Source organism: Desulfopila sp. IMCC35006 (assembly GCF_005116645.1).
Classification (GTDB): domain Bacteria; phylum Desulfobacterota; class Desulfobulbia; order Desulfobulbales; family Desulfocapsaceae; genus Desulforhopalus_A.
Genome location: NZ_SWCM01000002.1, coordinates 337,869 through 353,475, shown reverse-complemented (window position 1 = coordinate 353,475; position 15,607 = coordinate 337,869). Strand labels below are relative to the sequence as shown.

At 48.4% G+C, this 15,607-nt stretch carries 14 protein-coding genes; 9 read left to right on the top strand and 5 right to left on the bottom strand.

What is annotated here, in order from left to right; genetic code table 11:
* Nucleotides 1–11 precede the first annotated feature (11 nt).
* Entirely contained in the window at nucleotides 12–1,439 is a 1,428-nt protein-coding gene (gene lptF / locus FCL47_RS05485) for an LPS export ABC transporter permease LptF (RefSeq protein ID WP_136812467.1), read from the bottom strand.
* A 153-nt stretch (nucleotides 1,440–1,592) separates the two neighbouring features.
* Between lptF and FCL47_RS24325 the strand changes: the two genes are divergently transcribed.
* Nucleotides 1,593–1,760, top strand: a complete 168-nt coding sequence (locus FCL47_RS24325) for a hypothetical protein (RefSeq protein WP_153306350.1) — start codon at nucleotides 1,593–1,595, stop codon at nucleotides 1,758–1,760.
* A 69-nt stretch (nucleotides 1,761–1,829) separates the two neighbouring features.
* Here the strand turns inward: FCL47_RS24325 and FCL47_RS05480 are convergent, their stop codons facing one another.
* Entirely contained in the window at nucleotides 1,830–3,203 is a 1,374-nt protein-coding gene (locus tag FCL47_RS05480) for a M23 family metallopeptidase (RefSeq protein WP_136812466.1), read from the bottom strand.
* Nucleotides 3,204–3,253: 50 nt separating this feature from the next.
* Nucleotides 3,254–4,753, bottom strand: coding sequence for an Rne/Rng family ribonuclease (locus FCL47_RS05475; RefSeq protein ID WP_136812465.1), 1,500 nt, complete (start codon nucleotides 4,751–4,753; stop codon nucleotides 3,254–3,256).
* 161 nt (nucleotides 4,754–4,914) lie between these two features.
* Between FCL47_RS05475 and FCL47_RS05470 the strand changes: the two genes are divergently transcribed.
* The 4 genes from FCL47_RS05470 (at nucleotide 4,915) to FCL47_RS05455 (ending at nucleotide 8,694) form a co-directional block, all read left to right on the top strand.
* On the top strand, nucleotides 4,915–5,784 hold the full coding sequence (locus tag FCL47_RS05470; RefSeq protein ID WP_240744143.1) for a glycosyltransferase family A protein: 870 nt from the start codon (nucleotides 4,915–4,917) through the stop codon (nucleotides 5,782–5,784).
* Nucleotides 5,777–6,898: a spore photoproduct lyase family protein gene (locus FCL47_RS05465; protein WP_136812463.1), complete on the top strand. Its 1,122-nt coding sequence runs from the start codon at nucleotides 5,777–5,779 to the stop codon at nucleotides 6,896–6,898. Before FCL47_RS05470 ends, FCL47_RS05465 begins: the two co-directional genes overlap by 8 nt.
* A 245-nt stretch (nucleotides 6,899–7,143) precedes the next feature.
* Nucleotides 7,144–7,572, top strand: a complete 429-nt coding sequence (locus tag FCL47_RS05460) for a single-stranded DNA-binding protein (protein ID WP_136812462.1) — start codon at nucleotides 7,144–7,146, stop codon at nucleotides 7,570–7,572.
* 195 nt (nucleotides 7,573–7,767) lie between these two features.
* Nucleotides 7,768–8,694: a DnaJ C-terminal domain-containing protein gene (locus FCL47_RS05455; RefSeq protein WP_136812461.1), complete on the top strand. Its 927-nt coding sequence runs from the start codon at nucleotides 7,768–7,770 to the stop codon at nucleotides 8,692–8,694.
* 61 nt (nucleotides 8,695–8,755) lie between these two features.
* Here FCL47_RS05455 and FCL47_RS05450 read toward each other — a convergent pair whose 3' ends face one another.
* Both FCL47_RS05450 and FCL47_RS05445 read right to left on the bottom strand, forming a co-directional pair.
* On the bottom strand, nucleotides 8,756–9,292 hold the full coding sequence (locus tag FCL47_RS05450; protein ID WP_136812460.1) for a 3-isopropylmalate dehydratase small subunit 2: 537 nt from the start codon (nucleotides 9,290–9,292) through the stop codon (nucleotides 8,756–8,758).
* Between the two features lie 22 nt (nucleotides 9,293–9,314).
* Complete coding sequence (locus FCL47_RS05445; RefSeq protein ID WP_136812459.1) at nucleotides 9,315–10,598, bottom strand: 3-isopropylmalate dehydratase large subunit; 1,284 nt, start codon at nucleotides 10,596–10,598, stop codon at nucleotides 9,315–9,317.
* 210 nt (nucleotides 10,599–10,808) lie between these two features.
* On the opposite strand from FCL47_RS05445, the gene FCL47_RS05440 reads away from it, so the two are divergent.
* The 4 genes from FCL47_RS05440 to FCL47_RS05425 all read left to right on the top strand — a co-directional run bounded on the left by FCL47_RS05440 (nucleotide 10,809) and on the right by FCL47_RS05425 (nucleotide 15,512).
* The gene (locus FCL47_RS05440; protein ID WP_240744142.1) at nucleotides 10,809–12,626 is read left to right on the top strand and encodes an extracellular solute-binding protein; all 1,818 of its coding nucleotides are present in this window, start codon (nucleotides 10,809–10,811) and stop codon (nucleotides 12,624–12,626) included.
* A 199-nt stretch (nucleotides 12,627–12,825) separates the two neighbouring features.
* The gene (locus FCL47_RS05435) at nucleotides 12,826–13,041 is read left to right on the top strand and encodes a cold shock domain-containing protein (protein ID WP_136812458.1); all 216 of its coding nucleotides are present in this window, start codon (nucleotides 12,826–12,828) and stop codon (nucleotides 13,039–13,041) included.
* A 165-nt stretch (nucleotides 13,042–13,206) separates the two neighbouring features.
* Nucleotides 13,207–13,692: a tRNA (adenosine(37)-N6)-threonylcarbamoyltransferase complex ATPase subunit type 1 TsaE gene (tsaE, locus tag FCL47_RS05430; RefSeq protein WP_240744141.1), complete on the top strand. Its 486-nt coding sequence runs from the start codon at nucleotides 13,207–13,209 to the stop codon at nucleotides 13,690–13,692.
* Between the two features lie 74 nt (nucleotides 13,693–13,766).
* On the top strand, nucleotides 13,767–15,512 hold the full coding sequence (locus tag FCL47_RS05425) for a YcaO-like family protein (protein ID WP_136812456.1): 1,746 nt from the start codon (nucleotides 13,767–13,769) through the stop codon (nucleotides 15,510–15,512).
* The last annotated feature ends 95 nt before the right edge of the window (nucleotides 15,513–15,607 follow it).

Below are 15,607 nucleotides of genomic sequence, written 5' to 3'. Positions count from 1 at the left end.
CATTAGGTTACTTACTTATCAAGCAGCCTCTGACAGTTTTCGCAAGGTTTAAAGCCGGCCTCACGAGCAACATGAATGTCCTTGAATATCATCGTGCAATTCTCGGCAAAGTAATTTTCACAGCTGGAGATGTGGAACTCTTTGCTTTCGGCATCGCCTCTTATGACGGGAGTCATACTCGACATACACTCAAAAGACGTGCTGCGATTGGGCTTTGGGTACCACAATTTGAGTTTGTGTACAAGGGGCCCGCAGAGAGTCTTCAGCGGAACCATTATCGCAGCAAGTATTTTTGCAATGAAGAGCCTGATTGTTTCCGGGATAAGGGGTTGCTCATTCGAGACCCTCGTTATCCAGAATATCGCCAGGCCAAAGAAAAGAAAGTTCGGCACCCACATGGCCAGCCATACTGGGAAAACACCTTTCTCCGCCCAGGCCTTGCCGAAGGTGAATAGAATATAATAGAGAATAAAGATGGCTATTCCCGCTTGAATGCCGATAGCTTTTTTGCCAGGTCGTGCCTGTAAACCAAGGGGCAGACCGATAAGACTGATCATCAGACCGCCAACCGGCAAGACGAGCCGTTTATGGAATTCTATGAGCATCCTGCGCTTATCCGCCGGATTGTTCTCGGATTTGCGGGCCTCCTCCAGCAACTCGCCCATGGTGAGGTCAGTCTTGTTCAGGCGGGTGGCACTGGTCTGGGGGAGATGAAGCGGGATGTTAATCTGGTATTGATCGAACTGGACGATCTGTGCATTATTCATGCCGGGTTTATGCAAACTGCCGTCTTTCAGTTCTATGGACACCATCATCTCTTTAATATTGCTGTTCATCCTGCCGGAAGATGCCATGGTAACGACGGGATTGTCGACCTGACGCATATCCGAGACCCAGACATTGGACCACCGCCCTGAGTTTTTGTCTATTTTGTCGACATAGACGACAACATCCCCCAGGGCTTCGGTGAACTCATGCTCTTTGATCCCGTTGCTTATTTTTTCCTTTAATAATTGGTATGACAGTGTGCGCATCGACACGGCACTGAGAGGGATCAGTTTTATGGAGACAAAACTGGTCAAAAGCGCAATGAGAGCGGCGACAATTATCACCGGGGGCAGGATCTGATACATGCTGATGCCGCTTGCTTTCAAGGCCAGAATCTCGGAATCGCTTGACAGTCTGGCAAAACCAATAGTTACGCCCATCATGGCTGCCATGGGTATCGTGTAGAGGAAGATATTGGGAAAGATGTAGGAAAAGAGCCTGATGAAATCAGCCAGTCCAATGTTTAGCTCAAGCACGAAGTCGAGAAAGGGGATGAGTTTGGCCAGAAAAAAGACACAATTCATAACGAGAAAACTGGCAAAAAATGGGGCCAGCATTTCCGTTGCCAGATAACTGCCGAGAAGCCGAGGTATTTTGACCTGAAATTTCATGGTGCCATTGGGAGTTCAAGTGCAGGAAAAAAAATATACGCTGGTTTTGTATTTTCCATGGATATGCTGTATAAGGATGACTTTCTGTCACGAGACAGTAGGCTTGCCCTTTTGCTGTACTTAACCACGCTCGCTGCGTAAAGAAGGTGAATTATGCATTTGTTTGCAACTGAAGATGGAGATAAGTGGGTCTGTATCACCTGCGGAGTTGAAGAAGAAGCCATGATCAGCGAAAAAAAATGGGAGTGGTGCTTCGACAAACACGATCAGACTCTTCGTTGTTCACTTTGTGGACATCCTGATTATGATTTTGAGGACTGACAGCGCCGCCGGAAAAATAGAGAGGGTCCTGCTCTTTTTACCTGCGGCGCTGCATCTAACCGAAGACTTTTAAGATTTCACATCGCTGATCGGGCGTTCAATGGTCACCTCGATCCAATGCTGATCCCACCATTCTTTAGGGGTAACGAAGACGCCATTGACCAGCATGGAAAAGTGGAGGTGATCGCCTCCTGCCATCCCGGTGGTTCCAGTTAAACCAAGAACGCTTTTCAGGTCAACCATATTGCCTGGGGCAACATTTATCTGGCTCAGGTGAGAATAAAGACTAAAAACGCCCTGTCCGTGATCGACCATTACCATGTTGCCATAAATGCCGAGGTAATCTGCAAAAATAACCTTCCCATTGTTGGCCGCCCGTACTTCAGCTCTACTGGTTGAAGCAATGTCCATGCCGAGATGGACCTGCTGGTCGATTGCTTGTCCCTTGTAGAGGTATGTTCGATGGTCGGCGTATCCCGCCCTTGCACTTCCGGGCATACGTGCAAAATGGCCCTTCCAGAGCCGCTCAGGCAGTGAGCTTTTGCATAATTCACTGATCTTGCTGTTATTCTGATCTCGTACCGATGAATTGGCATAAAGATATTTGTCGATGAATTCTCCTTTCATTTCCGGATAGTGTTGCTGAAATTCCGGAATCTTTGCATCCAAAAAACCATCGCTTATAGTAATCGTATCCTGTTTCTGATCGGCCTTTTTGAAGACGGTTGTAAATGGCACAATTGTATTGTTCCCAGCCGGGTCTGTCGCTGAGACGTGCAAACTGTCAATTTTTTCGGTATTAAAGGGTAGAGCAAAAAAGGAAATGTAGATATCGTCGTGGCCGTTGCCTACTGGAAAACCGGGATTGAATAAACCATTCATGTCTACGCCGTTTGTGCTGTCCTGATCGGAGAGGCGATAAATCGCAATGCCGGTGCCGCCGGGCGAGATATATTTTTCACTGTGGAGTATCTCTATTTTCGGAGGTACCGTATCGACAGTGACCTGTTTGGAGGCAATCGTTTCGTTGCCTTTTAGCCAGCCGCGCATGGAAAAGTCTGTTGCTTCGATGGTAATGGTCATTGGACCATCGACAAAGCCTTCTTTCTGCACGTCAAAGGTAACCGTTTCACTTTTTTCCAGAGGGCCGATGGTGCCGGTGTACCCGGTTCTGGGAAAGGACGCCGAATGGAGCAATTTCTTTTCATTGCCCTGGGTCCCGTAGACGAAGATATTGTGAATTCCGCTTTTGGTGTCGGTGACCGTGTAATTGATAATAGCGTTTCTGCCCAGAAAAGCACTGGACTGCTGCAGATTGATACCCGGTTTTTCGCCCTCGAAAAAAAGAATAAAAGCAGCCGCTCCGGCAACAAGCAGGGTGAATAAAAAAGTGGTTAACAACAGGTGAGACCCTTTGGGTTTTTGTTTCTTACGAAGTGACATAGGACAACATTTTCCTTTGCTGAATTAAGGCGGAGAGGCTGGAGAGAGAATTATCTCTGCCAGATGATTTCATATTTTTCAATATGAAGTTCTTTGGAGGGCGCAACAATAATTCTTTTGCCAATTTCTTTTTCGACATTTATCTTAGTAAGCTCTTCCTCGTTATTTAGCAAGTTGGCAATTCTTGGATGCACCTGCAGTGTGACGTTGCCGCCTTTATGTTTTTTGGCGTTCCTGGTGATCTTTCTGAATATATCGTAGCAGATAGTCCGGCGGGATTTAATCATTCCTTCACCACCGCAATAATGGCATGGTTCGCACATCAGCTGGTGCAGATTCTCGCTGATGCGTTTTCTGGTCATCTGTACCAGACCAAATTCCGAGAGTTTTAAGATATTGTTTCTGCTTTTGTCTTTTTTTACCGCCTCCTTAAACGTCGTATACAGTTGCTCCCGGTGACTGTCATTTTCCATGTCGATAAAATCAATGATGATAATACCGCCGATATTTCTTAAGCGCAGTTGATAGGCTATCTCGACTGCCGCTTCCATATTGGTTTTGAATATGGTGTCGTTCAGATCGCTTTTCCCGACATATCTTCCGGTGTTAACATCGATAACCGACAGAGCTTCGGTACTTTCGATAATGATATACCCTCCGGATCTCAGCCAGACTTTTTTCTCAATGGCCCGTGAAATTTCCACTTCAATGTTATATGCTTCGAAGAGAGGGGTGCTCTCTTGATACAGCGAAATTTTGTCCAGCAGCTGCGGGGCAAAAGTTTTCACATGACCGACAATTTTTTCATGGGCAACCGGATCATCGATTATGAGGCTATCGACGTCGGTGGTGAAAAAGTCCCTGATGGAACGCAAAGTTATATCGAGATCCCGGTGAATAAGGGAACGCGATTCGCTGTTTTCAGCCCGGTCAACAATATCATCCCACAGGAGCATTAAAAACTCCATGTCCGCTTCCAGTTCTTCCCTGGTTGCATGCTCCGCAACTGTGCGTACGATAAAACCGGTCCCTTGAGGTCGTATCTCCTGGATAAGCTGCTTGAGTTTGTCTCTGATATCCTCGTCTTCGATTTTCCGGGATATTCCTATGTGCTCGGTCTGTGGGATAAACACCAGGTTGCGGCATGGCAGCGTTATATGGCAGGTTAATCTGGCTCCCTTGGTGCCGATGGGGTCTTTGCTGACCTGGACCAGGATATCCTGTCCTTCATGGAGAAGATCTTCGATGCGCAGGCCCTGGGTGCGGACATGGGTGATCGCGCAATCGGTAATACAGGGATTGTAATCGGAGGAATCGGGTGCAGCGAGACAGATATCATCTACGTACAGAAAACCGGTTCGGTCAAGACCAATATCAACGAAAGCGGCCTGCATACCCGGGAGCACACGAACCACTTTGCCCTTGTAAATATTGCCCATGAGCCCCTTTTCCGTAGGCCGCTGCATGTGGAATTCGCTCAGATTTCCATCTTCTACAAGGGCAAGGCGCACCTCGTAGCTTGTGGCGTTAATGAGTATTTCTGTGGTCATTTTGGAACCGTCTATATCGAAATTTGAAACTTCCGTACTGGAAGGGGTATATTTTTTTTAATTTTATAGTATACAGTATAGATGACGGAAAATGCCATATGTAATATATATTTTATAGGTCTACCCATAAGCCAGGAAAGATGAATAGGTGTCCGGTATCAGTGATTATTCCAACGTTTAACCGGGCCGGTTTTCTTGGACGGGCTATTGCCTCGGTGCTCGACCAGACGTTTTTATGTTCGGAACTCATTATCGTCGATGATGGGTCGACAGATGACACCCAGGCCTTGCTCAGCAATATCTCACCCGCGGCGCAAATACCAATCCGGGTCTGCCGGCAGGAAAACCGGGGGCCGGCCGCGGCGCGCAACGTCGGGATACGCGAGGCGAGGTTTGCTTTTGTTGCTTTTCTCGATTCCGACGACCACTGGCATAAGCGCAAACTCGAAAAACAATATCGATCCCTTGTCGACCAGCCGCAATACTGGATCAGTAATACTCGAGAAAAATGGATTCGAAAAGGGCACCATTTGAATCAAAAGGAAAAACATATTCCCCGCCACGGCGATATTTTTGACCATTGCCTCCAGCTCTGTGTGGTCGGCATGTCCACCGTCATGATGAAAAAGGAATTGTTCGATCATGTTGGACTTTTTGACGAATCCCTGCCGTGCTGCGAGGATTACGATCTATGGCTGCGCGTGAGCTGTCGATATCCTTTCTTATTGATTGACGAATCCCTCACCATTAAAGAGGGGGGACGGGAAGATCAGGTTTCGTTTCAATATCGTCGCGGCATGGATCGGATGCGGATAGACAGCTTGAAAAAGCTGCTCGACGCAGACGTGCTTGATCTTCCTCGGTACAGGATGGCGCTTGATGCGTTTAAAACCAAGGTCACCATATTCGGCAAAGGTTGTCTGAAGCACGGAAAAACAGAGCTCGGTCGTTCGTACCTTGAATTGATAGAGAGGTACGAAGACCTGGCCGTTACAAAATATCCAATATTGAAAGAGTGTTTTGATGCATAATCACAGCTGGCAGGATCCCTCGTACTATATAAACAAGATCTTTATCGAAGAGTCCTGTCTGGATCTTGAATACACCCGGGAGATCATCGATCGGGCCGGGCTTCCCTGGTCTGTTGTGCCGGAGAGACAGAAACCAAACAGTCTGGCGGAGGCGTACGTGGAGAATCTTTCTGCCGGGAAAAAGCAGTTGTATCTCTGCAACAATCGGGGCGTGTTCTTCAAACCATGTCCGGGAACCCGGGAATACCAATGCTGTGATTATCAGGTCCTCAATACCGGTACAAACTGCCCGATCGACTGTGTTTATTGTATACTCCAGGCCTATCTTAATACTCCCTGGCTCACCTGTTATGTAAATATTGCCCAGATGTTTACTGAGCTTACCGCAACACTTTCCGCCAATCCTCAGCAGTTCTTTCGCATCGGGACCGGAGAATTTACCGACTCCCTGGCCATTGATCGATTGACGCAGCTGAGCGGAAAACTGGTGCCTTTCATCGCCGGCTGGGACAATGCCGTGCTCGAGTTAAAGACCAAAAGCGGGGTTGTTGACAATCTGGAAAGTCTGGAGCATCGTGATAAAACCGTTGTCGCCTGGTCGCTGAACAGTCCGTTTATCATGAAAAATCAGGAAATGCGCTCGGCAACCCTCGAAGAGCGGCTGAACGCGGCGAAAAAATGTGCCGAATGGGGCTACAAGCTGGCCTTTCACTTTGATCCTGTAATTGATCATCCCGGCTGGCAGGAAGGGTATACGGCAACTATCGAGAGACTTTTTGAGGTGGTACCTGCCAAGGCAATAGTTTGGATTTCACTCGGCGCCTTACGATTTCTGCCGAGTTTAAAAGAGATCGGCATCAAAAGGTTTCCGGCATCGAGAATCTATTATAACGAGTTTATCCAGGGGCTGGATGGAAAAGCCCGATATTTCCGGCCGAACCGGGTTGCCCTGTACCAACATCTTTATCGGCAGCTGAAACAAAAGGCGGCGGACACAACCTGTATCTATTTCTGTATGGAAAGTGATGAGATCTGGCACGAAGTGATGGGCTATATTCCCAAAGAGCGAGGCGGTCTGCCGGTAATGCTCGACAGGGCGATGCGTTCCTCCTGAGTGTTGCAATATATTGCTTGCAGCGCCTTATGGTATTTTGATCTTGTTCTTTCTTTGTGGTATCGTATATTGGCTCTAGCACCCCACAAGGGTATGCGTGTCCGGAGATGACTCTAAGCTTCTTATTTTAAAATTATCTTAGAATTTCATGTTGTTATTGCATGTTTTAGCGAGTAAGGCACTACATAAATCGAGAGGAGATCGGCGCATCTTCCTTAATTTTCTTACACCCAGAGGATTGTATCATGATAAACAAGGTTATACTCATTGGAAATTTAGGCGCAGACCCTGAAATGCGCTATACACCAAGCGGAACTGCGGTAGCCACGCTCAGAGTTGCGACAAGTAGAAAATGGAAGGATAAGGAAGGGAATCCGCAGGAAGAAACGGAGTGGCATCGGGTCATTGTCTGGGCTCAAGCTGCGGAATTTTGCAGTAATTATCTGTCAAAAGGCTCGAAAGTTTATGTCGAAGGTCGATTGCAGACCAGGAAATGGCAGGACCAGAGCGGCAATGATAAATATACTACGGAAATTATAGCAAATACGGTGCAGAACCTCACTCCGAGAGGGAGTGAAGGCGGCGGTGGCGGTTACCAGGAGCCACCATTGCCACCGGAGCCGTTTGACGGTGGAACAGGCGGCAGCGGTACCGGCGAGGATGTGCCTTTTTAAAAAAATCCCAAGCCCGGCTCGATACGAGGAAAAGGAGTGGTGTTCCTATGCGGAATATACTCCTTTTTTATTTGCACACAACATTGACGGGCCCCGGAATAGGTGGTTGACTGTATACATAACAATTCCTATTGTTGAAGCACAAATATCAAGTTGTTTTTTCTTTGTTTATGTTCCTCTGGATAGACTGTTGCTATGGATTATTATGAGACTCTCGGGGTGGAAAAAAATTCGACCCCTACGGAAATTAAAAAGACCTATCGAAAACTGGCGCTCAAATATCATCCGGACAAAAACAAGGGTGATAAAAAGGCGGAAGATAAATTTAAGGAAATCAGCGAGGCCTACGCTGTCTTGTCGGATCCTGATAAAAAAAAGCAGTATGACACCTATGGTTCCACTGATTTTCATCAACGATATTCCCAGGAAGATATATTCCGGGGATTTGATTTAAACGATATCCTCCGGCAGTTCGGCGTGGGCGGTTCGGGCTCCTCGGCTAACTTTCGTAACGGCATGGGAGGAAACGGCCGTTTTAACTCATTTTTCAGCCAGGGCCCTGGCGGTGGTTGTGGTGGCGGGTGTCAGGCGGCGCCGGAAAAAGGTCAGGATATGACCTATCAGATCACTGTTACCCTGGAAGAAGTCTTGAACGGTGCGGAAAGAACCATCACTTTGCGTAAAAATGGCCGATCACACAATGTTTCCGTGAAAATTCCCAAAGGCATCGAAGAGGGCAAAAAACTGCGGTTGCAGGGGAAAGGCGGGGCGTCGAAAAACGGCGGGCCTCCCGGAGATCTGTATCTTAAAGTCGGAATTGCCTCCAACGATTCATTTACCCGAAACGGCGATGACCTGGTGGTGCAGAAGCTCATCTCATTTAGTGAAGCGTGTTTTGGCACAAAAATGGAAGTTGAGACCCTGGAAGGCAAGAAATTTATGGTCAACGTGGCCCCGGGCACGGTCCATGATTCCCGGTTGCGGATCAGAGGGTACGGTTTACCGGTTGGTCCCTTGGGGGAACGGGGCGATCTTTATGTTAAAATCGGGGTAAAGGTGCCAAGAGAGCTGACCGACGACCAGAAAATAGTTGTCGAGCAACTCCAGGCATCAGGATTATAATTTTCGCCGGCGGCACGTAACAAAAATTTGCGTTGCCCGCCGGCGACAATGCATGTTTTAGTTAGTAATGGCTGTCGGCGTAAGCCAGCCAGCCGCCGGTTGCGACCAACTCCTTATCGAACGCATTAATTGCAAAAGAACAGAGTATCATTTCTTGCTCTGGATTATCTGACGTAGCTTTTATCCGGTCTTTTTCGAGATCTATTGCAATGGTGATCCGTCCCTTCATGGCAAAGAGGCTGTCAAGCTGTATCGAATCCAGTTCCACCGCCAGGATACCGCAGTTGAACATGTTTTGGCGAAAGATCCTGGCAAAACTCTCGGCAACGACGACGTTGATATTGTTGACCTCAAAGGCCCAGACGGCATGCTCGCGTGAAGAGCCGCAACCAAAGTTGGCCCGGGTAATGACAACCCGGGCGTTTTTCATTTCTTCGGCTTGAGGATCGAAAGGTTTGCCATCAAGCAGCAGGTCTTCCAGGAGATGCGGCTTGAGAGCTGTCTTGGAAATCTCCGTCAGATATTTAGCCGGAATGATCTCGTCGGTATTGATATTGCTTCTGTCCAGAAAAATTGCCGGACCGCCAAATTGTTTCATTTTGTGCCACCTTCTCTCATAATTACTTGATATCTCTTGGATCGGTAAGTACTCCGGTCACTGCTGCGGCTGCTGCGGAAAACGGGCTCATCAGATGAACCATACCGCCTTTGCCCATGCGTCCGTTAAAATTACGGTTGGTGGTCGAGGCGCAGACTTCACCTTCCGCCAAAACGCCGGAACTCATGCCGAGACAGGCCCCGCAGGTCGGGTTCAGTACGCAGAACCCTGCATCCATAAATATTTTTATGATGCCTTCCTCAAGAGCCATATTGTAGATATGGGGCGTGGCCGGGGTGACGATGCCTCTGACCCCGGCGGCCAGCTTTTTCCCTTTCAGGATTTCGGCGGCGTTGCGTAAATCTTCAATCCGGCCGTTGGTGCATGATCCGATATAGACCTGGTCAACGGGATTTCCTGCCATTTCGCTGAGATCCCTGACCATATCCGGCTTGTATTCGTAGGTGACCTGGGGCGCGAGGGCGCTTATGTCCAGTTCAATAATTTCGGTGTAAACCGCGTCATCATCGGAATGCCACTGGCGATAATCCGCAACAGCTGCGTCGATAGTTGGATAGTCGTTCTTGATAAAAGGCCAGAGGTACTCAGCCGTCACCCGGTCCGGCATGCAGATTCCACAGGTCGCCCCGGCTTCAACTGCCATATTGCATAGGGTCATTCTTGCCGACATGGAAAAAGAGTCAACTACCGGCCCGGTAAATTCAATGACCCGGTCGGTTGCGCCGTTGACGGTGATTTTTTTTATAATCGACAGGATAACGTCTTTGGCGGTCACCCGCGGCTGCAGTATGCCGGTGATGTTGATCTTCATGCTTTGCGGCGCACGGAAAGAACAAACGCCCTTGTAGATACCGACCTCGAGATCGGTCGTGCCGACGCCGGCGGCAAAAGCCCCGAAAGCGCCGTGGGTGCAGGTGTGCGAATCGCCCATGATAACCGTATAGCCAGGCCGTACAAAACCTTTTTCAGGAAAAAGAGCATGGCAGACCCCATTGGCGCCGACATCAAAAAAATCTTCTATGTGATGTCTTCTGGCCCATTCGCGCATGATTTTTCCCTGCATCGCCGTTTTAGAGTCTTTGGCAGGAGTCACATGGTCGATAACCGCTTTAATCTTAGTGGGGTCAAAAACACTATCCATACCTTTTTCGATGAGGTCCATGATGGCTATGGGGGTGGTGATTTCATGGCACATCACCACATCAAGGTCAAGGATCATGTTGTCCGGGGAGGGTTTCTCACGCAGATGTGTCGCAAATATTTTTTCGGCTATTGTTTTGCCCATTTTTTACTCCGGAGAAGAAAGGGGATATCCGTTGTTGTGGTACCGCTGGCGATCGACAAGGACTGGTTTCCGACACTTGTCGGCTGCCTGCAGCAAAGTTAGACACAATACACAAATGATGGTAATATTGCCAGTCTATAATAGACATTCCCACTGCGTCCGCCGGCGCCAGAAGACTATTGCCGCATGGTATAAAGGAGATCACCATCAATGGTTTTGGATAGAACATTTTTTCATCTTTTTTTTATGACTCTTTTTTTCAGCGCTCTTTTTTATCCTGCTCATCAGGCACTGGGCAGCCACGGAGTGTCTCTCGATGGCAGCTTGAAGTACGCTGAAAACTTTTCTCACTTTGACTACACCTCGCCGAAGGCCGAAAAGGGTGGCACGTTGATTTTGCATGATATCGGCAGCTTTGACAAAATGAATCCCTTTACCCTGAAGGGTTCCCCGCCATATGGCCTGGAGGCATTGATTTTTGAGCCGCTGGCTGTTGCCGCGCTGGATGAACCTTTTTCACAGTATGGTCTTCTGGCCAAAGATATCGAGGTTGCTGCAGATAAGAAATCGGTCACTTTTACCCTTAATCCACTGGCCAGATTTTCCGACGGGAGCCCGGTAACCACAGCGGATGTTGCGTATTCACTCGATCTCATGAAAAGCGATAAGGTTCATCCCCAGTTCAATTATTACTATGCCGATATCGCCGGCTATGATGTGCTGGGAGAGGGGAAAATCCGGTTTAATTTTAAACGGCCCAATCGAGAACTGCATATGATTGCCACCCAGATAAATATATTACCCAAAAAATATCATGAGCAGAATGGCTTTGCCGAGGTCCAGGAGCAGCGGGAGTTGCTTTTGCCGATTGGCTCCGGTCCGTATGTCGTCGCCAGTGTGGATATCGGCAAGTCGATTACGTACAAGCGGAACATGCACTATTGGGCGAAAGACCATCCGACTCGTAAGGGGATCTTCAATTATGATACAATTATTGTTAAATATTACAAAGATCCGATAATTGCCCTGGAGGCTTTCAAAGCCGGTGAGTTCGATTTTATCTCTATCAATATTGCCAAACAGTGGGCCAGAGATATGGATGGCCGAAAATTTGCCGACGGAACACTGGTTAAAAAGACTTTCCCACATTTGAACAATGCCGGCATACAGGGTTTTTTGATGAATACCCGGCGTGAGCTGTTCCAGGATCGAAAAGTGCGACAGGCTTTGGGGCTGGCCCTCGATTTTTCCTGGATCAATAAATCGCTCTTTCACGATCAATACACTAGAAATAATTCATTTTTCAGTAATTCCTATCTGGCGGCAAAGGGTGTTCCCACGGGACTGGAGCTGGAATACCTGGAACCGTATCGCCAGCTTCTGCCGCAGGAAGTTTTCACAACCCCCCTTGGCGCCCCTGTTACCGGTGATCAACAGGCTTTGCGGGCAAATCTGCTGCAGGCCAAAACACTGTTAAATGAAGCCGGGTGGCACGTAAAGGACGGGGTGCTCACCAATGCGCAGGGCAGACCGTTTGTATTTGATATCATGCTGGTGTCCCCGGCATTTGAAAGGGTGATGGCAAGCTATGTGAAAAACCTGAAAAAACTCGGTATACAGGCGAGTTACAGGACACTTGATCAAACCTTGTATGTGGAACGTTTGAAAACGTTTGATTTCGATATGATTGTCGCCGTCTATGGCCAGTCACAGTCGCCGGGCAACGAGCAGCGCAATTACTGGCAGTCGTCTTCCGCCGACAAAATTGGTTCACAGAATTATGCCGGAATACGCTCTCCGGCGGTCGACGGTCTTGTCGATCGCATTATTTATGCCGGCACAAAAAACGAATTAGTCGCTGCATGCAGTGCCCTTGATCGAGTGCTCTGGTATGGGTATTACCTGATTCCCAACTGGTATTTGCCGATGTATCGGCTGAGTTATCGGGATAAGTTCCTCGCTCCATCGGTTTTACCACTCTATTACGATCCATTTCAATTACTTATGACATGGTGGTTGAAGAAGTAACCGAGAGTCTGACCCTGACTAATGAAGAAGTCGCTGTTTATGCGCTGGAATAGACGGATCTGAGTTGACATTCTATTTGTTTTTCTGATAATATACGCAGGTGTTTTAGTTTGTTAGGAAAGTTGTCTTTAACAGGGATATGACTATACGTTATCCCACTGCTGTGGTCGTATCCGCTCATTCCTGGGGAGGGTGCCGTATGTCAGAACGTATCAGGGGCAAGGTGAAATGGTTTAATGCAAGCAAGGGCTATGGTTTTCTCGAGAGACCGGACGGTGAATCGGATGTGTTCGTTCACTACAGTGCTATCCAGGGTGATGGCTTTCGAAGTCTGAACGAAGGGGAGATGGTTGAGTTTTCAATTGCTAAAACCGATAAAGGCCTGCAGGCAGAGAAAGTTGACAAGGTGAGTTGATCCAAGGCCTTCTGCGGAACGTCCAGTCATATGCCCCGTTCAGGATTGAGAGCTGTCCAAGCCTGAACGGGGTTCGCTGTTTCTATGCAAGAAATAATTTTTTAATGCTTTTCCTCAGGAGACATGGCATACATTGCCGGTCTTTTGAACTTACCGGAGGTATCTGTGGACACAACCCGCATCCAGCTGCAGACTCTCAGCGACACTGAAAAATTCGGCAGACTCCTTGGTCGCCTGGCAATGCCGGGGGATGTGATCTGTCTTAACGGTGATCTTGGCGCTGGGAAAACCGCCCTGACCCAGGCCATCGCCCGTGGCCTTGACGTGCCGGACAACTGCTATGTCACCAGTCCATCCTTTGCGCTGTTGCACGAGTATCCGGGACGATTACCGCTGTATCATATGGATTTCTATCGCCTGCAGGATGTCAGCGAGGTTCTGGATCTCGGCTTTGACGAGTACTTTTATCAACAGGGACTGACGGTGATTGAATGGGCCGGCAGGGCGATCGAGGTCCTTCCCGAGGAGCGTTTGAACATCAACATTGTGCCAAATGCCGATCTTACCCGCACGGTTACTGTGCAGGGGAGCAGCAGATATGCTGCTCTGCTGCGTCATATCAGCCGGGAATTTAACGAAAATAATGCTTGAGCCGGGAGACCAGAGCTGGAAAAAGTCTTCCGGTTCGAGGACCCATTTCACGTTTTAATACAAGCCAGGATAAAATGAAAAAAAAATCTATTCGATTCAATGATTGTCCCAAGACCTTTACGGTCGACCAGGATAAAGCGATAAGCCCGGAACAGACTCTGAAAAACTTTTATGCAAGGGTCGAGTCACTTGATCTGAAAATATTAAATGAAGTGCGCAGAATCGATAACGGACGTCTAGACATTCCGGTTTTCTTCAGCGTCTGCGGCGACGATGCCCTTGCCTTGACCGGCACGAAAAAGCAGATGGGGAAAGGTGCCTCACCGGTCCAGGCCGAAGCCTCTGCGTGCATGGAACTTGCCGAACGCTTCTCGTTTTTTTCTTTTAAGAATAATTCCGGTAACTTTTTGTCCGGGGACTACAAAACCATGGACCGGGCGGGGTATCCGGTACTCGATCTGCAGTATCTGCTTGCCTCGGTGCACGACACGCATTCCTCCCTTGAACTCTTGGAACAATTACTCGCCGATATTCCCATGCAGTGGGCCTGGGGCACCAATGTCACCACCGGCCAGGATGTGCTCATCCCGTTTTCCTGGTTTTTTGCCATCAATGAATTCAATGGCCCTTCGGCAGGCAATACCTACGAGGAAGCCGCCCTGCAGGGTATTTGCGAGATTGTCGAACGGCACGTCTGCTCCGTCGTTAACAACACCAAAGGCGTCACTCCGAAAATTAACCCGGATTCTCTGCAGGATGCCGTGGCCATAGAACTTGTCGAGAAATTTCGCAAACATAATATAGAGCTGTATCTTAATGATTTTACTCTTAATACAGGGATATGTACCGTCGCTGCGTTGGCTATTGATCGGTCGACTTTCCCCGGGAAAAGTGAGATTGTCTATACCGCCGGGACAACTCCCGACCCGGAAAAAGCACTGATCAGGGCAATCACCGAAGTGGCCCAACTGGCCGGCGATTTTAATACCGATGCCAACTATATTGCTTCGGGACTGCCGAAACCGCTGGCTATGGAAGAGGTCGAATATCTCACCGAATCACCCGAGACCATCACCATAGATGAGATGGCTGATCTGTCGGATAACAATATCAAGGTCGAGGTGGACAATTGTCTTGCCGCCTTAAAGAATATCGGCTTGGACGTTCTGATGATCGATGTGACCCATGATGGACTGAATATTCCAGCGTTATACACCATAGTTCCCGGTGCGCATTTTCGGGAAAGGTCGATGATCAACGATGTCGGACTTTTTTCCGCCAAACTTCTCGTTGAGCTGGTCAACGATTCCGAGCTTCTGGAAAAAAAGCTGGAACAGATGGAAAAACTTCTGCCCCAGGCCTACTATCTCGAATTCTACCGCGGACGGAATTTCTCCGATATGGGCTTTCCCGAATCGGGCCTGGAGCACTTTAAGCGGGCGCTTGCCATGCGGCCGGAGACAGAAGATCTGCCTTATATATATTCCTATATGGGCAGTTGTTTAAAGGAACTTGGGCGCTATGAAGAAGCGGTTCAAATCCTTTATAAAGGGCTTGCCGAGGACGAAGAAAGATCAGACCTGCATAACACGCTCGGCGTCTGTTTTTTTAAATTGCAGACCTATGAAAAAGCCATCATCCACTTTCAAAGGGCGGTAGACCTCAACCCGGCATCGGCGATCGATTATGCCAATCTTGGCGTCAATTACAATAAAATTGGCAATAAAGAGTCGGCGGTTGAGTTTCTCCATCTCGCGCTCACTCTTGATCCAAGCCTTGATTTTGCCCGGGGATTACTCGCGGAACTGGAAAGTGAATGACCATTTGACCATGATTTTTTCGCGCAGCAGGCAGCTCAAATGATCAGGATGTCTGAAAGAATGTCCGCCAAGCGCCTTTAAACAGACTGCGACGG